We start from the raw sequence: 17,851 nt of genomic DNA on the forward strand, positions 1-17,851 counted from the left end.
GACGTCACCGTCCATCGTCGGGAACGTCACCCGCAGGTCGTCCACCCGGACGACGGGCTCGGTCGAGGCCATGTCACATTCCTTCACTAGAGCTGGTCTGGTCGGCGCTTTCGCGTGTTACTTGGCGATCCGCACCCGCGGGTCGACGACCGGGTAGAGCAGGTCGACGATCAGGTTGCACAGGACGATGAAGAACGCGCCCATGAGGGTGACGCCGAGGATCACGGGGAGGTCCTTGGCGACGATGGCGTCGATCGCGTACTTGCCCACACCGTTGAGCGAGAACGTCGTCTCGGTCAGGATGGCGCCGCCGAGCACCAGGCCCAGGTCGAGGCCGAAGATCGTGACGATCGGGGTCAGCGTGGGCCGCAGCGCGTGCTTGAAGATCACCCGCCGTTCGCTCAGGCCCTTGGCCCGGGCGGTGCGGATGTAGTCCTCGCCGAGGGTCTCCAGCATGCCCGCGCGGGTCTGGCGCGCGTACTGGGCGGCGTGCAGGAACGCCAGGGTCACCCACGGGAGGATCATCACCTGGACCCAGGCGACCGGGTCCTCGGTGAGGGGCACGTACCGGGGCACCGGGAAGAGGTTCCAGGTGTGCACCAGGAACGCCAGTGAGAGCAGACCGGTGAAGTAGATCGGCAGCGAGACGCCGACCAGCGCCAGGGACATGGCGAGCCGGTCGAAGACGCTGCCCTTCTTGACGGCCGAGAGCACGCCGACCGCGACACCTCCGACGACCCAGATGACGGCCGCGCCCGCGGCCAGGGACATCGTGACCGGCAGGCGGCTGAGGATCTGCTCCAGGACAGGGGTGTTGGTCGTGAAGGAGTAGCCCAGGCACGGCGCCGCGCACTCCACCGTCTGTCGGCCGAAGGTGTACTCGGTACCGAGGAGCAGCGTCCTGACGAAGTCGTAGAACTGGACGGCGATCGGCTGGTCCAGCCCGAGCCGGTCCACCGTGGCCGCCAGGGCCTCGGGGGTGGGCGCCTTGCCCACGTACATGGCGGCCATGCCCTCCGGCGTCACCCCGGCCCAGCGGGGCAGGACGTAGAAGATCCAGAAGGTGACCATCGTGACGATGGCGAGCAGCAACAGGCCCGCACCGAGTCGGCGGAGAATGTAGGTCAACATCGCGGTCGGCGGCGGGGGCTACCCGCGGGGCCGCAGGGCCCCCGCCGCCTTCACCTGCCTTGTCGTGATAGTTCGGAACTTGGCCGGTGGTGGCTAGCCGCGGTCCACGCCCAGGGCCATGAAGTCGTACATGGCGTAACCCGGCTGGAAGTAGACGTTGGTCAGCTCAGGGGAGCGGTAGAACATCGCGCGGTCGAAGACCACCGGGAGGATGGCGGCCTGCTCCATCACGAGGGTGTCGATCTTGGCGTAGATGTCGGCGCGCTCCTCGGGGTCCTCGGTCTGCATCGACCGGTCCCACAGCTCGTTGATCTCGGGGTCGTCGAGCTCGGCCATGTTGTAGTTACCGGTCTCCTGGATGGCGCGGCCGTCGGTGATCGCCTGGGCGAACCCGTAGCCGGTGGGCCAGTCGGGGATCCAGCCGGAGACGCTCAGGCCGATGTTGTTCTCGCGGACGAAGTCCTGGGAACCGGCGTACTGGCCGTAGAAGTCACCGGCCGGGTAGGTCTCGACCGCGGCCTCGATGCCGACGCGGCTCAGGGCCTCCTGGAGAGCCTGGGCGGTCTGGACGTCGTTCTCGCGGCCCTCGCGGACGGCGATGACGGTCTCGAAGCCGTCCGGCTCGCCGCACTCCTCCAGCTTCTCGCGGGCGGAGTCGAGGTCGCCCTTGTTGTCCTCGGAGGGGTACAGGTCGCTCTCCGGGTTCGAGCCCGGGATCTGCGGCGGGATCAGGTTGGTGGCGATGTCGCCGCCCAGCTCGCCGCCCCAGGCGCGGTGCATGCTGTCGCGGTCGGCCGCGTACATGATCGCCTGGCGGCAGTTCACGTCCTCGATCACCGGGATGTGGATGTTCACGTAGCGCGTGGCGCCCGAGAACAGGTTGTCGATGTTGGGACGCTCGGACTGGTCACTGGCCAGGCGGCTGTGCATGGCCGGGCCCACGCCCACACCGGACAGGTCGACGTCGAGCTCGCCGTTGACCAGGCGCTCGTCGATCTCGTCCTGGTTGACGCCGATCTCGACCTCGATCCGGTCCGGCAGCGCCGGGCGGATCGGGTCGGTCTCGGGGTCCCACTCCTCGTTGCGCACGAGGTTGAGCTGGACGCCGGGCTCGTAGTCGCCGTCGAACTTGTACGGGCCCGAAGAGACGACGTGCTGCTGGTAGAGCTCGCCGGTGTCCGCGTCCACCGGGACCGGGGCGGTCTGCGGCATGATCAGGATGTTGGGGAACTCCGAGAAGCTCTCCTTGAGGTGGAAGACCAGGGTGTGGTCGTCCGGGGTCTCGATGGCGTCGAACTCGCCGAGCGGGTCGGAGGACTCGTAGACGTTGAAGTCCGGGTCGGCGTCGAGCTTCTGGGCGAAGTAGCTCGGGCCGTTGACCAGGGTGCCGCCGTTGAAGTCACCGCGGATGATGCCGTACTTGATGTCCTGGGCGGTGATCTCCGTGCCGTCCTCGTACTTGAGGCCCTGCTGGATCTCGACCGTCCACTCGGTGAAGTCCTCGTTCGGCGTGGGCATGCCCGCAGCCATGTCGGGGACCAGGTCGGTGGCGTTCTCGCCCGGCTCCGGGTTGTAGGCCAGCAGGGTGCGCGCGAAGTAGCGCGAGAAGTTCCAGCTGAAGCCGTAGTAGGTGTTGCCCGGGTCGACGGAGTCGAAGTCGGACTGGATGGCGTAGCGCAGGGTGCCGCCGGTCTTGTCCGAGGGGTTGACGATCGCGGTCTCGGCGGCGTTGAAGCCGGCGCCCTCACCGCCGCCGTTGCCGTCGGAACCGTTGCCGCCGCCGCACGCGGACAGGAAGATGGACGCCGCCGCGCCGAGCGCGACGAAGCCGAGGGTGCGTTTCCTCAAGGAACTACCTCTCTACCGAACCTGAAAAGGGGATGGTTGGACCCGCGGGTCGATCCGTGTCGGCACGGGAGGGGCGGTGCGCCTCGTCCCGTACCGACGCGGATCAGTCCGAGGTCTTGGGGTCGAAGGCGTCTCGGAGGCCGTCACCGAACAGGTTGAACGCCAGGACGGTGATGAAGATGGCCAGGCCGGGATAGACGACGAAGTAGGGACCGTTCTCGTAGAACTTGATCGCCTCGGAGAGCATCTTTCCCCAGCTCGGGGTGGGCGGGTTGATGCCCACACCCAGGAAGCTCAGCGCCGCCTCGAACAGGATGTTCGTGGGGATCAGCAGCGTCGAGTAGACCAGGATCGGCGTGATCAGGTTGGGCAGGATCTCCTTGACCAGGATGTGCCGGTTGCCGGCGCCCAGGCTGCGGGCCGCCTCGATGAACTCGCGCTCGCGCAGGGAGAGCGTCTGACCGCGGACGATACGGGCGATGTAGGGCCAGTTGAAGAACCCGATGATGAAGACGATGACCCCGATGCGCAGGCCGTTGCCGGTCAGCCCCAGGAGGCCCTCGGGGATGACGCCGACGAGCGCGATCGCGAAGAGCATCAGCGGGAAGGCCAGGAAGATGTCCATGGCGCGGCTGATGACGGTGTCGATCCAGCCGCCCTTGTACCCGGCGATGATGCCGAGGACGGTGCCGATCACGACGCAGACCAGGGTGGACAGGAACGCCACCAGCAGGGAGATCTGCGCACCGTGGAGCAGGCGGCTGAACATGTCGCGGCCCGTGGTGGGTTCGAGGCCGAGCCAGTGGTCGGCGCTGATGCCGCCCCACGGATCGGTGATCGCGAAACCCGTCTGCGGGTCGTAGGGGTTCTCCGGGTCCTTGAAGGGGAGCCGGGTGGAGGCGTCGATGAGGTCCTGGTGGTACTCGGTGGGCGGGTACCCGAACCACTTGGTCAGGAGCGGCGCCAGGATCGCGGCGATGATGAGCAGCAGCACCACCACGCCGGAGACCATCGCGACCTTGTCCCGCTTCAGCCGCTGCCACGCGATCTGCCGGAGGGACCGGTTGTCCGATCCGCCGTGACCGGACGTGGCCTTGGACCCCTCGACGGCATCCGCTGCGGTCGACTGGTCCGCCGACTCGGGGGCTTGCGAGGGCGCGCTCATCGGGACACCACTCTCTCCACTCATACGCTTCGGCCGAGGGAGGACTGAACCCACGCGTGAGGACTGGGGGATGACCCGTTGGGGTCCTCACGATGTGGGGCCGGTCGGATCTCGACACTGGCTGGCGTGGGCGGGACCGGCGGCGAGGAGGGGGTGCCTCCACCGCGCCGGACACGGTCGCTCGGGTGCGCCGAGTCACCGTGAGGTGTTGGACACATCCGACGCGAGACCGCCCGGGCTGTTACACAGCGACCAACTTACTCGCCCGTCAGACGCATATCGTCCAGTTCAGTGTGATGTATCTGAATCGTGACAAATGATGACAAAAAACTCATTTATTGCCACCCTCCGACAAACTTCACATTCATCGGGCGACCCGGATGACCAGGGCATACCGGCCGGTAGCGCGCCCCCACGATACTCCCTGATAACAGGGGAAACCGGCCCGAGGAGGGGACACTATGGCAAGTGCTATGACCCCGAGAGCGTTCGCGCGACTTCCCGAAGCGACGGCGGCCCCGCCGAGGCGGAGCCGCCGTCCGGGTCGTCATCGTTCCGTTGCCGGTTCGTTCCCCGTCACCCGCCGTACCGGCCGCGTTGGGCGGGGAGCCCCGCTCACCGGTCCACGACCGCGGGCGGCCACGGACCCAGCTCGGGGAGTGTGGTAGTGGACGCGGACAGCTCACCGTCGGTCGCCCGACCCGCCATCCACGCCGCGAGGTCGCGCAGCGCCCCGGACACCCGCACCGGCCTCCCCGCCCCCAGGGAGCGCGCGTGCTCGTCGTCGGTGGCGCGCAGATCCAGCCGCACCCCGCTCGGCGCGCGTTCGGCCAGGAAGTCCAGGGTGTGCAGGGCGAAGTCCCTGGACCAGTCGCGGGGCCGGTACCCGGCGGCCAGGTCGACGGCGTGGATCTCGGCCTCCCGCCACCGGGCCAGGGCGGTGTCCAGCACGGTGCCCGAGCGGAACCGCACCGGTCGGCGCCAGTCCTCCTCCGTCAGCGCGGCCCAGATCTCCTCCAGGGCCCGCTGCGCCTCCCGCAGCTCGGCGTGCAGTCGAGCCGGGGGGCGGGCGGCGCCCCGCTCGATGGACAGGTCGCGCCCCCGCTGTCCGCCGTCGTAGACGTCGATGAGTCGGCCGCGCAGGGCGTGGCGGGCCTGCCGCTCGAAGGCGCGGGCGTTGTCCGCCAGGTGCTGGATGACGTGTCCGCGTGACCAGCCGGGCAGGGCCGAGACCCCGATCACCCGATCGTCGCCGAGGGCGTCGCAGAACTCGGTCACACGCGCGTGCGACCGGGCGACGCGTCGGGTCAGCTCGTGAGGAGAGAATGCGTGGGCCGTCATCCGGGCAGGCTAACCGTCCCGGTGCCACCGCGCGCGGGCGGCGCCCGCGCGGGCCCGCCGTGGGAGCGGGAGCGACCCCGCCCCTACTCGATCCCGCGCTTGCGCAGCAGCTCCTCGATGTCACCGAGGTCGGACAGGTCGTCGGCGGGGGCCGCCTTCTTCCCCGGGGACTTCCCGGTGTCCACCTGCGGAGCGCTGCCGCCGGCCCCGGCGGCCGGGGTACCGCCGCCCTTCCCGGCGCCGTCCCCGTCCTTCACGGCCTTGGCCCTGGCACCACGCGGCGTGGTGCCCACCCCCCGGGAGCGCATGACACCGGAGGCGATGTAGAGCACCACGGCCAGCCCCGCCAGGATCACTCCGGCCCACACGAACGGACTGATCAACAGCCCGGTGAGGACGCCCACGACCCCGCGCACGAACTCCCACACCACACTCATCAACCCGAGCAGGGCCACGGTCAGCGGCAGCAGCGACCAGGCCGCGCCGCGCAGGCCCGAGGCGGCGCCCCGACGGCGCCACACCAGGAAGGAGACGATCAGCCCCAGGCCGGTGAGGACGGCGCCCACGGTCAGGTCGGAGACGGGCAGGTTCTCAGGCAGCTCGAACATGTCGCCAGTCTCCCATCCGGCGCCGTCGCGCACATCAGGCCGATCCCTTAGGGAGTCCCCCGGCCCGGCGGCCGCCCGGGACCCCTGTCTCCACGGTACCCACGCCCCCGGCGCCGCCACGGGACCGAAGCCGGGGCTCCGTCTTCGGTCCCGGGTCACGCCGGGGTGCGCCGGGCGCCGCCAGGGTCGCGCGGGACGGGGCGGGCGAAGGAGCCGCGGTCGACGCCGCGACCCCGTCGAGCACGCGGATCAGCGGTCGGCGACCAGAGACTCCAGCCACTCCAGGTCCACGCCCACCAGCGACTCGCGGAAGACCACGCCCTCGCGCGGGGCGATCTCCACGTGGTTGGGCACCGCGACCGTCGCGCACCCCGCGGAGGCGGCCGAGGCCACCCCGACGACCGAGTCCTCCACGGCCACGCAGCGCCGGGGGTCCACCCCCAGCCGCTCGGCCGCGATCAGGTAGGGGGCGGGGTCGGGCTTGTTCGCGCTGACCTCGTCCCCGGCCACCGAGTCGTCGAAGCTCTCCAGACCGATCCCCCCGATCGCGGCGCTGACCAGCGCGCGCTCGGTGGAGGTCACCAGCGACACCGGGATCCCCGCCCCGGACACCAGCGCGACCAGCTCCTTGGCGCCGGGCCGCAGCTCGGCGCCGTCCTCCAGCTTGGCCCGGAACTTCTCGTAGAGCCGGTCGGCGACCTGGCGGGGGGTCAGGTCCGCACCGGTCAGCCCGATGATGTACCGCCCCACGGGCTCGGCGGCGTTGCCGACGTTGCGGGCGTGGTCCTCCTCGGTCCACACCCCGCCCAGCTCCGCGACGAGTTCGGCCTCGGACTCCCCCCAAAGCCCCTCGCTGTCGATGAGGGTCCCGTCCATGTCCAGGAGGACCGCCTGGAGGCGGCGCTCCCCGGCGGGCCCGGCCGCGGTCGTGCGGCGGCCCGGAGTGCTCGGTTCAGCCATGCTCTCGGTGGCGCGGCCCCGCCCTGGGCGGACCGGCACCACACTCTCCCCTCTCGTGTCGTTCGAAGCGCCCCCGTGCCCCCGCGCGCCCGCCGGGCGACCCGGGGTCCACCATCGTGGACGGCCGCGGGCGCCCTGGGCGTGACGTGTGTCTGTCGGCGCTCTGTCCGCACCGAGAACACTTCGCTCCCGGGGCCGCAGGCCGCGGCCCCGCCCCTGGCGGCAGGGACGGGGCCGGGTGTGGAACGCCGATGGTACCCACCGTGCGGGACCGGTCAGACGTTGAAGTAGGTCGCCTCCGGGTGGTGGATGACGATGGCGTCGGTGGCCTGCTCGGGGACGAGCTGAAACTCCTCCGACAGCGTGACCCCCACCCGCTCGGGCTCCAACAGGCGCATGATCTTGGCCCGGTCCTCCAGGTTGGGGCAGGCCCCGTAGCCCAGGGAGAACCGCGCGCCACGGTAGCCGAGCTTGAAGAAGGCGTCGAGCTCGGCCGGGTCCTCCCCGGCGAAGCCCAGCTCGGCACGGACCCGGGTGTGCCAGTACTCGGCCAGCGCCTCGGTCAGCTGGACGGACAGGCCGTGCAGCTCCAGGTAGTCGCGGTAGGCGTTCTTCTCGAACAGCTCCGCCGTGGCCCGGCTGATCGCCGACCCCACGGTCACGACCTGGAAGGACACCACGTCCAGCTCCCCCGACTCCTTGGGCCGGAAGTAGTCGGCCAAGCACAGGTGCCGGTCGCGGCGCTGACGCGGGAACGTGAACCGGACGCGCTCGGCGCCGCCGTCCTCGTCCAGCACCACGAGGTCGTCGCCCTCGCTGTAGCAGGGGAAGTGCCCGTGCACGACCGCGGCCTCCAGCAGGCCGTCGGTCTGGATGCGGTCCAGCCACATCCGCAGGCGCGGGCGCCCCTCGGTCTCCACGAGCTCCTCGTAGCTGGGGCCGTCGCCGCCCCGCGTGCCCTTGAGCCCCCACTGCCCCATGAACGTCGCGCGCTCGTCGAGGAAGGCGGAGTAGTCGGCCAGCGGGATGCCCTTGCTGATCCGGTCGCCCCAGAACGGCGGCACGGGGATCCGGTTGTCGGTGGCCACGTCGCTGCGCGCGGGCATGTCCTCGGGCTCGGTCACCTTCAACGTGGCGCCCCGGCGCACCTTGCGCTGGCGCAGCGCGGGCAGTTCGGCGCCCTCCTCTCCGCGCTTGACCGCCATGAAGCTGTCCATCAGGCGCAGCCCCTCGAAGGCGTCCTTGGCGTAGCGGACCTCGCCGTCGAACATCTCGGCCAGGTCCTGCTCCACGTAGGAGCGGGTGAGCGCCGCGCCGCCCAGCAGCACCGGGAAGCGCTCGGACAGCCCCCGGGAGTTCATCTCCTCCAGGTTCTCCCTCATGATCACCGTGGACTTGACCAGCAGCCCCGACATGCCGATGACGTCGGCGCGCTCCCGCTCGGCCGCCTCCAGGATCGCCGACACCGGCTGCTTGATGCCGATGTTGACGACGTCGTAGCCGTTGTTGGACAGGATGATGTCGACGAGGTTCTTGCCGATGTCGTGGACGTCGCCCTTGACGGTGGCCAGGACGATGCGCCCCTTGCCGTCGTCGTCGGTCTTGTCCATGTGCGGTTCGAGGTAGGCGACCGCGCCCTTCATGACCTCGGCGGACTTGAGCACGAACGGCAGCTGCATCTTTCCGGAGCCGAACAGCTCGCCGACGGTCTTCATGCCCTCCAGGAGGGTGTCGTTGACGATGTCCAGGGCGGGCTTCTCCGCCAGCGCCGCGTCCAGGTCGGCCTCGATACCGGTCATCTCGCCGTCCACGATGCGCCGCTCCAGGCGCTCCCACAGCGGCAGGGCGGCCAGTTCCTCGGCGCGGGACGCCTTCATGGACTTGGCGTCCACGCCCTCGAACAGCTCGATGAACCGGGACAGGGGGTCGTAGTCGTCGGTACGCCGGTCGTAGACCAGGTCGAGGGCGACCTGGCGCTGCTCCTCGGGGATCTGGTTGATCGGCACGATCTTGGAGGCGTGCACGATCGCCGAGTCCAGCCCCGCCTCGACCGCCTCGTGCAGGAACACCGAGTTCAGCACGATGCGCGCGGCCGGGTTGACGCCGAAAGACAGGTTGGACAGGCCGAGCGTGGTCTGCACGTCCGGGTAGCGGCGCTTGAGCTCGCGGATGGCGTTGAGGGTCTCGATGCCGTCGCGGCGCGTCTCCTCCTGCCCGGTGGTGATGGGGAAGGTGAGGCAGTCGATGATGATGTCGCTGGTCCTCAGCCCCCACTCGCCGGTGATCTGCTCGATCAGGCGGGTGGCCACGCGCAGCTTCCACTCGGCGGTGCGGGCCTGGCCCTCCTCGTCGATGCACAGGCCGACCACGGCGGCGCCGTGCTCGGAGACCAGCCTCATGATGCGGGTGAAGCGCGAGTCGGGGCCGTCGCCGTCCTCGTAGTTGACCGAATTGATCACCGCGCGCCCGCCCAGCGCCTCCAGACCGGCCTCCAGCACGGCGGGCTCGGTGGAGTCGAGCATGATCGGCAGGGTGGAGGAGGTGGCGAACCGGGAGGCCAGCTCTCGCATGTCGCGGACGCCGTCGCGGCCCACGTAGTCGACGTTGAGGTCGAGCAGGTGTGCGCCGTCGCGGATCTGGTCGCGGGCCATCTCCACGCAGTCGTCCCAGCGCTCCTCCAGCATGGCGGTGCGGAACTTCTTGGAGCCGTTGGCGTTGGTGCGCTCGCCGACCGCGAGGTAGCTGGCGTCCTGGCGGAAGGGCACGCTCTGGTAGAGCGAGGCGGCGGCCGCCTCCACGAGCGGTTTGCGGTCCTTGATCCCGCGCCCCTGGACGCGCTCGACCACCTGGCGCAGGTGCTCGGGGGTGGTGCCGCAGCAGCCGCCGACCATGCTCAGGCCGAACTCGGAGGTGAAGGTGTCGTGGGCGTCGGCCAGCTCGGCCGGGGTGAGCGGGTAGACCGCGCCGTCGGAGCCGAGCTGGGGCAGACCGGCGTTGGGCATACAGGAGACGGGGATGGGCGAGTGGTGCGACAGGTAGCGCAGGTGCTCGCTCATCTCGGCCGGGCCGGTGGCGCAGTTCAGGCCGATGACGTCGATGCCCAGCGGGGCCAGGGAGGTCAGCGCGGCGCCGATCTCCGATCCCATCAGCATGGTGCCGGTGGTCTCGATGGTGACCTGGGCGATGATCGGGATGTCGCTGCCCAGGGCCCTGCGGGCGCGCTGGGCCCCGACGACGGCGGCCTTGACCTGGAGCAGGTCCTGGCAGGTCTCGATGAGGATGGCGTCGGCGCCGCCGTCGATGAGGCCCCGGTGGCACTGCTCGTAGTGGTCGCGTAGGAGGGCGTAGGGGGCGTGGCCCAGGGTCGGCAGCTTGGTGCCTGGGCCGACCGACCCGAGGACGTAGCGGGGGTGGTCGGGGGTGGAGTAGGCGTCGGCGGCCTCGCGGGCCACCCGGGCGCCCGCCTCCGCGATCTCGTAGGCGCGGTCCTCGATGCCGTACTCGGCCAGACCGCCGTAGTTCGCTGAGAAGGTGTTGGTCTCGACGCAGTCCGAGCCCACGGCGAGGAAGGCGGCGTGGGTGTCGTGGACGATGTCGGGGCGGGTGATGTTGAGGATGTCGTTGCATCCCTCGTGCCCCTCGAACTGGTCGAGGTCGAGATCGTGCGCCTGGAGCATGGTGCCCATCGCTCCGTCCGCCACGATGACACGCTGGGACAGTGCTTCACGGAAGGTCAGGCGAGCTCTCATAATCCGCAACTCTAGTCTTGGGGGCGCCGCGGCGGCCCAGGCCGACCCACGCGGTGCGCGGTGCTGGGCCGACCCCCGGCGCGGTCGGGTCGGGCGCCTGGGGGACGGCTCTGTCCAACGCAGTCGCTGGCTGCGAGGCTACCCCATCAGGCGTTTCGCCATGTGAGACGTGCGTTCCACGATATGCGCGACGACCCCGGTCCGCACCGGTCCAATCAGACGGATTTCCGTCCGTTTCCGTGCGTCTGGCACAACGGGAGGTCGGCCGGAGACGGCCGTCCGCGGGGGCGCGGAATCCCGGTTTCCAGGCCGGGGTGCCACCCCATAGGGTGGGATCCGTCCGCGCGCAGGAAGGGGCCGCCGAATGATCAAGCTCACCCGGGAGCTTGTCGATCCTGTCCTGGTGGCGGCGTTCGAGGGATGGAACGACGCCGGGGAGGCGGCCACCCTCGCCGTCGAGCACCTGTCCGCGGTGTGGGGCGCCCGCGAGCTGTGCGCGCTCACTCCGGACGACTACTACGACTTCCAGGTCACCCGGCCGCGCATGTCCGTGGTCAACGGCCTGGTCGGCAAGGTCGAGTGGCCCACCACCCGGGTGGCGCTGGCCACACCGCCCGGGGCCGAACGCGACGTCGTCCTGGTGAGCGGCCCCGAGCCCAACATGCGGTGGCGCTCGTACACGGCCGACCTGCTGGCGATCGCGCGGCAGCTGGGCGTGGAGCGGGTGGTGATGCTGGGCTCGCTGCTGGCCGACGCCCCGCACACCAGACCCATCCCGGTGACGGGGATCGCCTCGCCCGTGGAGCTGGGGGACGGGTACGGCCTGGAGCCGACCACCTACTCCGGCCCCACCGGGATCGTGGGGGTGGCGCACGAGACGTTCAGTGAGGTGGGCCTGGAGACGGTGTCGCTGTGGGCAGCCGTCCCGCACTACGTGGCCCAGCCGCCGTGCCCGAAGGCGGCCCTGGCGCTGTTGGGCTGGGTGGAGGAGTTCCTCGGGGTGTCGGTGCCGTTGGGCGACCTGCCCGAGGAGGCGGTGTCGTGGGAATCCAACGTCAACGAGCTCACCGCCGAGGACGAGGACATCTCCGCCTACGTGCGCGGCCTGGAGGAGGCCAAGGACACCGCGGAGCTGCCGGAGGCCTCCGGTGACGCGATCGCCCGCGAGTTCGAGCGCTACCTGCGCCGCCGCGACGAGAGCTGAGGACCGGTGAGGGTGTTCGGGGGCGCTCGGGGTCTAGCATCGGCGGCATGGAGTTCAGCGAACGACCGCACCCGCCGAGGACGCCGCGACCGATCTCCGTCGAGCAGGTGATGGCGGACCTGCCGCTGTTCGCCCCGGTCGGCCGGGCTGGCTCGGGCCGTCTGGACGACGTGGGCTTCGCCCCGCTCCAGGACCACGTGCTGGAGTGCACCGCGCGCTACGCCGCCACCGGGGCCGGGGACCCCGGCCTGGAGGTGACGACGCGGCGCTGGCCGGACGTGGACTGGCCGCCGCTGCACGAGCAGGTCCGGCGCTTCGGCGCCGGACGCGACTTCCTCCAGCGGCGGGCCGAGGGCGACACGGACGCCGAGCCCCGCGCCCACCCGCTGGGGGCGACGTGGACCCGGGCGCTGATCGACGTCGACGGGACGCCCTACCAGTGCGACGTCCTGCACTCGCCCTACTCCTGGGCCGCCGTCGCCATGATCGAACCGCACTTCGTCGTGCGCGTGGCCGCCCTGGCGTCCCTGGAGTCTCCCCCGGCACTGGAGCGCATCCGCCGCACGGACGGGATCGCACCCGCGCCGACCGCGGAGGCCGGGGGGTGAACCGGGGGCCGACGGGACACCCGGCGGCAGCGGGGGCATCCTGGACACATGACGCACCGCATGGATGGACACGGCGGATTCGGCGGACACGGCGTTCCCGGCGCCGGAACGTTCCTCTACGACCGGGACTGCGGGTTCTGCCAGCGCGCGGTGGCCTTCGGCCGCGACCGGCTGCGCACCCGCACCCGGTTCGTCGCCTGGCAGAACTTCGATCTGGAGTCCGTGGGCCTCACGCCCGAGCAGGCCGACCGGGAGGCGTGGCTCGTCTACCCCGACGGACGCCGGTTCGCGGGCGGTGACGCGATCGCCGAGGCCCTGATCCACAGCCGGTTCCTCGTGCGCCCCCTGGGGCGGCTGATGCGGCTACCGCTGCTGCGCGCGGTCAACCGCGCCGCCTACCGGTGGGTGGCGGCCAACCGCCACCGGCTGCCGGGCGGGACCACGGCCTGCGCGCTCGACGACCGGTGAACCGGCCGGCTCGGCGGGGCGCCGATGCTCGGGCCTCACAGCCGCAGGTCACGCCACTCCCCCGTGGCCAGGACGGCCGCCCAGGCACCCGCGATCCGGGCCAGGCCCCGGCGCACCTCGTCGACCACGGCCGGTGCCAGCGGGGAGACGGAGTCGGCGTCGGGCAGCAGGCGGACGGTGACGCGCAGTCCGTCGAGCACCCGCTGACCGCGCGCGATCGCCTCGGCATCGGCGTCGCTCGCGGGTTCGGGACCGTGGGTGAGCACGACGCGGATGGCGTCGCGCAGGGTCAGGGCCTCCTCCAGGTCACCGAGGGTGATCGGCATGGCCCCGTCGGTGGCCAAGCGGTGCTCCCGCAGGAACCTCGCGAGGTCGGCCCGGTCGGACAGGCGCGCGCCGGAGCTGGCGAAGTCGGTGACGAGTCGGGCGGCGGTGCTCAGGTGCGTGGGGGTGGTCATGGATCACATCCCATCACGCTCCGCACCCCGTGTCCGGCGAACGGAGGACGTCGTGGCCACAGGTGGCCATCCGGACCGGACGGACCATGCGGATCGGTGCGGAAACCGGCGCCGCCGACCCGGCGGTCTCAGCCGCCGACCAGCCTCCGCAGCCCCGCCCGGCCCCGGGGCAGTCCGAGGGCGTCGAGAAACCGTCGCAGGTCGCCCTGGTCCAGCCAGCGCCGGTGGGGCGACCCGGGATCGTCCTTCACCGCCTCCCGGACACGGCGCACCACCTCGGACCCGTCGTCGGCGCGTGACCACAGCCGATCGGCGTCGACGAGCACGCGCAGGTAGTCGCGTTGGACACCGCTCAGGTTCCGCGCGCTCCACCGCGCCCCGTCACCGAGCCGGAACAGCGCCCCGTACAGAGCCCCCAGATCCTCGCTCAGGGAGTCCGGACCGGTGGCGCTCACCACCGACCGCGCCACCGGAATCAGGTCGGCGGCGTCCCTGCCCTCGGCACGCCAGCGCTGTCCCAGCTCCCACACCAGAGCCGACCTGACGGGACCGCCGAAACACCGCGGCCGCACCGAGAACCACGCGTCGACCTCCTCCGCCCGGGTGAGCGCGGCGGCCAGCTCCTCGGTCGCGGCGGGGTTGCCGCGCAGGGCGGGGGCCAGCGCCGCGCAGGCCCGGATCGCCGGGTCGGCGTGGGTGAGGAACTCCGAGGTGTCGCGCCCGTTGCGGCCCAGGGCCAGGACGATGGCGGCCCCCTCGTCCCGGGTCCCGGACAGGTCCGCCGCCCCGGACAGGTCCAGGTCCAGGCCGCCCAACCACGCGATCTCCCCGGCGGCCTCCACGGCACGCTGCCGGACGTGGCGGTCGCCGTGGGTCAGGTGGGGCCGGACGGCGTCGTGGAGGAGGGGAGCGGCCGCGCGCAGGTCGAGGGCCGCCCGCGCCAACAGCGCGTCATGGGCCTCCTCCATCTCCCAGAACTCCATGTCCTCCTCCGACTCGTCGGTGAGGACCCGCAGGAAGCGCTCCACCAGGCCCCCGTCGGCCTCGGCCACGGCGGCGAGGTGGGCGTCGGGGCTGTCGTCCCAGCGGGCGCGGCGCGCCGCGTCGCACAGGAACTCCAACAACATCCCCCGGAGCGTCCGCGGCCACGGCCCGTCCCACGGCGGGACCGCGTCCGCGACCGGGTGGTCCAGCAGCCCGGAGACGAACAGGGCGACGGGAACCGTCGCCGGGTACACCCCGTCGTCGTAGAGGAGTTGCTCGTACAGGTGGTCGAGCGCGCCTCGCCATCCCTCCTCGTCCGAGTCGAGGAACGCCGCCAGGACCTCGGGCACCTCGTCGGCCGTGCCGTCCGCCTGGAGGAGCCGGGGCCAGTCGGTGGTGTGGAGTACGTCAGTTCCTGTCCGCATGCCGGGATTGTGGCACCCGGTGCCGACGGTCCACGGGCGTGGCGGCCCCGCCCGAGGACCGGCCGCTGCGTACACTCGTGCCGCCGGAACCGCGCCGTACGTAGGAGGGCCCGACGTCCATGACGATCTCCGAGCCGCCGCACACCCCGCTCAGGCGGGCCGCCTTCCGCGCGCCGATCTGGCTGTACCGGCTCGGTCTCGGGCCGCTGCTGGGACGCAGGTTCGTCCTGCTCACCCACAGGGGACGGGCGAGCGGCGAGCCCCGGCAGGCGGTGCTGGAGGTCGTGGGGCGCGACGACAGCACCGGGGCGGTGCTGGTCGCGGCCGCCTACGGGCAGCGGGCGCAGTGGTTCCGCAACATCCAGGCCGAACCGCGCGTGCTGTTCCAGGTGGGCGGCCAGCGGTTCCGGGGCACGGCGACGCCGCTGCCGCCCGAGGAGTCCGGCCGGGCGCTGGCGCACTACGCCGAACGCCACCCGAACACGGCCAGGGCGCTGTTGAAGGCGCTGGGCCGGGAGGTGGGCGAGAGGCCGGAGGACTACGAGCGCGTGGGGGCGGACCCCGAGCACGGCGTCCCGATCGTGCGGCTGCTCCCCGAGCGCGCCCCGGGTCCACGCTTCCCCGACTTCACCGCCCCGTAGGGTCGACGGTTCGGCCTTCGGCGAGGGTGCGCAGACCTGACGGTCCGTGGGCGGGGTCCTCGTGGGCGAGGTGTTCCGAGACGTCGTGCCCCTGCTCTCCCAGGGTCAGCGCGGTCGCGGCCCGCTCACCCCGGCTCCCTCCCGGACAGGTCCGCCTCCAGACGGCCCATCCGTGCGATCGCCGAGGCGGCCTCCACCGCGCGCTGGCGCGTGACCGGTTCGGTGTGGGTGAGGAGGGGGTGCACCGCCGCCAGCACGGTGGGCGCGGCCGCGCGCAGGTCGATCAGCGCCTGCCACATCAGCGCCTCCAGGGCGGGCTCCTCCCACACCTCGTCGTCGCCGTCGAGGACGGCGTCCAGGACCGCCCGGCGCTCGGCCTCCGACAGCCGGGCGAGCTCGGCCAGTTCGGCGTCGGTCCTGTCCGCGACGGCCGCCTCGGCCACGCCCCGGAGGGCGTCGAGCAGCGCGATCCGCCACTCCCGCGCGTCGTCCCGGCCACGGCGGCCGTGCACGAGATCGTCCAACAGGGCGGCCGCGAACAGGGTCGCGGGCGGGGTCGCCGGGAAGACGGAGCCCTGGTGGAGGATCGCGCTGTGGAAGTAGTACATCCCCTCCGACAGCGCGTCCGGATCCTCCCGGAGGAGGGCCGACAACCCCTCGGGGGCGTCGGCGGCGGACCCGTAGGCGTGGAAGGTCCGGTCCCAGTCGGTGTCGCGGAGGATGTCCGGTGCTGTCAGCATGCCCGCATCCTGCCACGGACGGCCGACCGGCGGCTCGCGGCCTCCGACCGGCCGGGACCGGGGACGATCAGCTACAGCTCCACGCCCAACAGGGTGTCGACGGTGGCGCGGGCCAGTCCCGGGGCGGAGGTGTCGGTCCCGCCTACGGTAAGGGCGGTGTCGGCCCAGGCGTCCACCGCGGCCAGGGCGCCGGGCGAGTCCAGGTCCTCGGCCAGGGCGGCGCGCACGGCGGCGAGCATCGGGGCGGCGTCCGGCCCCGACCCCAGGGAGGTCGCCGCACGCCAGCGCTTCACCCGCTCACAGGCGACCGGGAGTTCGGCGTCGGTCCACTCCCAGGGCGACCGGTAGTGGTGGGCGAGCATGGCCACGCGGATGACGGACGGTTCCACGCCCTGCTCTCGCAGCTTGGACACGAACACCAGGTTGCCCAGGGACTTGGACATCTTCTCGCCGTCCAGGCCGACCATGCCCACGTGCAGGTGGTTGTGGGCGTTGGGGCCGCCGGTGGCGCACCGCGTCTCGGCCGCGCCCATCTCGTGGTGGGGGAAGATCAGGTCGCTGCCGCCGCCGTTGAGGTCGAAGGCCGGACCGAGGCGGTCCAGGGCGATGGCGCTGCACTCGATGTGCCAGCCGGGGCGGCCGCGGCCCAGCGGGCTGTCCCAGGCGGGCTCGCCGGGGCGCTCGGCGCGCCACAGGAGCCAGTCCAGGGGGTTCTTCTTGCCCTCACGCTGGGGGTCGCCGCCGCGCTGCCCGAACAGGTCGAGCATCTCCTCGCGGCTCAGGTGGCTGATCGCGCCGAACTCGGGAGCCTCGTCTGCGGAGAAGTACAGGTCGCCGTCCAGCTCGTAGGCGGCGCCGGTGTCACGGATGCGCGCGGCCAGGTCGCTGATCAGGTCGACCGACTCCACGACGCCCACGTAGGAGGTCGGGGGGATGATCCGCAGGGCGGCCATGTCGTCGCGGAACACGTCGATCTCGCGGTGGGCCAGGTCGCGCCAGTCGACGCCGATCGCCTCGGCCCGCTCCAGGAGGGGGTCGTCGATGTCGGTGGTGTTCTGCACGTAGTCGACGTCGTGTCCGGCGTCCCGCCAGACCCGGTTGACCAGGTCGAAGGTCAGATAGGTGAAGGCGTGGCCGAGGTGCGCGGCGTCGTAGGGGGTGATGCCGCAGGCGTACATCCCGGCGCGGGGTCCCGGTGTCGTCGTCCGCAGCTGGCCGGTGGCGGTGTCGTGGACACGGAGGGGGCCGCCGGTACCCGGCAGGGAGACGATGTCAGGCGCAGACCATGAACGCATACCCCGAACACTATCCGCCCCACCGTGTGACAAACGCCCCCGGAAGGGTGGTTTCGCCGGGTGATGATCGCCCCAGAGGGCGTGGGAATAGGGGGATGCGGATCGGGGTTCGAGGCCCCCGACCGGTCTCGCCCCGTCGGAGGCTCGCCGCGCCCTGGGGCGGCTAAGAGCTCATCTCATTTGGGTTCTCGGTAGCCTGCTCCTGTGTCGATGGTGGAACGGCTGG

15 protein-coding genes are annotated in these 17,851 nt (G+C 71.6%); 4 read left to right on the forward strand and 11 right to left on the reverse strand.

Going from position 1 to position 17,851, the window contains the following annotated elements; translation table 11 throughout:
* Positions 1-117 precede the first annotated feature (117 nt).
* The 7 genes from DVR05_RS26095 to metH form a co-directional block, all read right to left on the reverse strand.
* Positions 118-1,131 (reverse strand): ABC transporter permease, encoded by a 1,014-nt coding sequence (locus DVR05_RS26095; protein WP_116248564.1) that lies wholly within the window; start codon positions 1,129-1,131, stop codon positions 118-120.
* Between the two features lie 93 nt (positions 1,132-1,224).
* Entirely contained in the window at positions 1,225-2,979 is a 1,755-nt protein-coding gene (locus tag DVR05_RS26100) for an ABC transporter substrate-binding protein (RefSeq protein ID WP_116248565.1), read from the reverse strand.
* Positions 2,980-3,082: 103 nt separating this feature from the next.
* Complete coding sequence (locus DVR05_RS26105; protein WP_116248566.1) at positions 3,083-4,144, reverse strand: ABC transporter permease; 1,062 nt, start codon at positions 4,142-4,144, stop codon at positions 3,083-3,085.
* Between the two features lie 615 nt (positions 4,145-4,759).
* On the reverse strand, positions 4,760-5,485 hold the full coding sequence (locus tag DVR05_RS26110; protein ID WP_116248567.1) for a maleylpyruvate isomerase family mycothiol-dependent enzyme: 726 nt from the start codon (positions 5,483-5,485) through the stop codon (positions 4,760-4,762).
* Between the two features lie 83 nt (positions 5,486-5,568).
* Complete coding sequence (locus DVR05_RS26115) at positions 5,569-6,093, reverse strand: cellulose synthase (RefSeq protein ID WP_198659371.1); 525 nt, start codon at positions 6,091-6,093, stop codon at positions 5,569-5,571.
* Positions 6,094-6,342: 249 nt separating this feature from the next.
* A complete protein-coding gene (locus DVR05_RS26120; protein WP_116248569.1) occupies positions 6,343-7,053 on the reverse strand; it encodes an HAD family phosphatase in 711 nt (236 codons plus the stop codon).
* A 275-nt stretch (positions 7,054-7,328) separates the two neighbouring features.
* Positions 7,329-10,802: a methionine synthase gene (metH, locus tag DVR05_RS26125; protein WP_116248570.1), complete on the reverse strand. Its 3,474-nt coding sequence runs from the start codon at positions 10,800-10,802 to the stop codon at positions 7,329-7,331.
* 364 nt (positions 10,803-11,166) lie between these two features.
* Between metH and DVR05_RS26130 the strand changes: the two genes are divergently transcribed.
* The 3 genes from DVR05_RS26130 to DVR05_RS26140 are packed head-to-tail and all read left to right on the forward strand — an operon-like array spanning position 11,167 to position 13,082.
* On the forward strand, positions 11,167-12,006 hold the full coding sequence (locus DVR05_RS26130; RefSeq protein WP_116248571.1) for a PAC2 family protein: 840 nt from the start codon (positions 11,167-11,169) through the stop codon (positions 12,004-12,006).
* Between the two features lie 47 nt (positions 12,007-12,053).
* Entirely contained in the window at positions 12,054-12,614 is a 561-nt protein-coding gene (locus DVR05_RS26135; protein ID WP_116248572.1) for a hypothetical protein, read from the forward strand.
* A 48-nt stretch (positions 12,615-12,662) separates the two neighbouring features.
* Positions 12,663-13,082 (forward strand): thiol-disulfide oxidoreductase DCC family protein, encoded by a 420-nt coding sequence (locus tag DVR05_RS26140; protein ID WP_232832349.1) that lies wholly within the window; start codon positions 12,663-12,665, stop codon positions 13,080-13,082.
* Positions 13,083-13,117: 35 nt separating this feature from the next.
* On the opposite strand, the gene DVR05_RS26145 is transcribed toward DVR05_RS26140, so the two are convergent.
* The gene (locus tag DVR05_RS26145; RefSeq protein ID WP_116248574.1) at positions 13,118-13,540 is read right to left on the reverse strand and encodes an ABATE domain-containing protein; all 423 of its coding nucleotides are present in this window, start codon (positions 13,538-13,540) and stop codon (positions 13,118-13,120) included.
* Positions 13,541-13,668: 128 nt separating this feature from the next.
* Positions 13,669-14,949, reverse strand: a complete 1,281-nt coding sequence (locus DVR05_RS26150; protein WP_116248575.1) for a hypothetical protein — start codon at positions 14,947-14,949, stop codon at positions 13,669-13,671.
* A gap of 119 nt (positions 14,950-15,068) precedes the next feature.
* Between DVR05_RS26150 and DVR05_RS26155 the strand changes: the two genes are divergently transcribed.
* The gene (locus DVR05_RS26155; protein WP_116248576.1) at positions 15,069-15,590 is read left to right on the forward strand and encodes a nitroreductase family deazaflavin-dependent oxidoreductase; all 522 of its coding nucleotides are present in this window, start codon (positions 15,069-15,071) and stop codon (positions 15,588-15,590) included.
* 125 nt (positions 15,591-15,715) lie between these two features.
* On the opposite strand, the gene DVR05_RS26160 is transcribed toward DVR05_RS26155, so the two are convergent.
* Positions 15,716-16,330, reverse strand: a complete 615-nt coding sequence (locus DVR05_RS26160) for a hypothetical protein (RefSeq protein WP_116248577.1) — start codon at positions 16,328-16,330, stop codon at positions 15,716-15,718.
* A 71-nt stretch (positions 16,331-16,401) separates the two neighbouring features.
* On the reverse strand, positions 16,402-17,625 hold the full coding sequence (gene mshC / locus DVR05_RS26165; RefSeq protein WP_116248578.1) for a cysteine--1-D-myo-inosityl 2-amino-2-deoxy-alpha-D-glucopyranoside ligase: 1,224 nt from the start codon (positions 17,623-17,625) through the stop codon (positions 16,402-16,404).
* Positions 17,626-17,851: the final 226 nt, after the last annotated feature.

The organism is Nocardiopsis sp. FIRDI 009, from assembly GCF_003386285.1.
Classification (GTDB): Bacteria; Actinomycetota; Actinomycetes; order Streptosporangiales; family Streptosporangiaceae; genus Nocardiopsis.

Excerpts from the sequence above, each read along its gene's own strand:
- DVR05_RS26130 (WP_116248571.1), top strand. The coding sequence starts at position 11,167 with ATGATCAAGCTCACCCGGGAGCTTGTCGATCCTGTCCTGGTGGCGGCG.
- DVR05_RS26140 (WP_232832349.1), top strand. The coding sequence starts at position 12,663 with ATGACGCACCGCATGGATGGACACGGCGGATTCGGCGGACACGGCGTT.
- DVR05_RS26145 (WP_116248574.1), bottom strand. The coding sequence starts at position 13,540 with ATGACCACCCCCACGCACCTGAGCACCGCCGCCCGACTCGTCACCGAC.
- DVR05_RS26155 (WP_116248576.1), top strand. The coding sequence starts at position 15,069 with ATGACGATCTCCGAGCCGCCGCACACCCCGCTCAGGCGGGCCGCCTTC.
- DVR05_RS26115 (WP_198659371.1), bottom strand. The coding sequence starts at position 6,093 with ATGTTCGAGCTGCCTGAGAACCTGCCCGTCTCCGACCTGACCGTGGGC.
- DVR05_RS26095 (WP_116248564.1), bottom strand. The coding sequence starts at position 1,131 with ATGTTGACCTACATTCTCCGCCGACTCGGTGCGGGCCTGTTGCTGCTC.
- DVR05_RS26110 (WP_116248567.1), bottom strand. The coding sequence starts at position 5,485 with ATGACGGCCCACGCATTCTCTCCTCACGAGCTGACCCGACGCGTCGCC.
- metH (WP_116248570.1), bottom strand. The coding sequence starts at position 10,802 with ATGAGAGCTCGCCTGACCTTCCGTGAAGCACTGTCCCAGCGTGTCATC.
- DVR05_RS26135 (WP_116248572.1), top strand. The coding sequence starts at position 12,054 with ATGGAGTTCAGCGAACGACCGCACCCGCCGAGGACGCCGCGACCGATC.
- DVR05_RS26150 (WP_116248575.1), bottom strand. The coding sequence starts at position 14,949 with ATGCGGACAGGAACTGACGTACTCCACACCACCGACTGGCCCCGGCTC.
- DVR05_RS26105 (WP_116248566.1), bottom strand. The coding sequence starts at position 4,144 with ATGAGCGCGCCCTCGCAAGCCCCCGAGTCGGCGGACCAGTCGACCGCA.
- mshC (WP_116248578.1), bottom strand. The coding sequence starts at position 17,625 with ATGCGTTCATGGTCTGCGCCTGACATCGTCTCCCTGCCGGGTACCGGC.
- DVR05_RS26120 (WP_116248569.1), bottom strand. The coding sequence starts at position 7,053 with ATGGCTGAACCGAGCACTCCGGGCCGCCGCACGACCGCGGCCGGGCCC.
- DVR05_RS26160 (WP_116248577.1), bottom strand. The coding sequence starts at position 16,330 with ATGCTGACAGCACCGGACATCCTCCGCGACACCGACTGGGACCGGACC.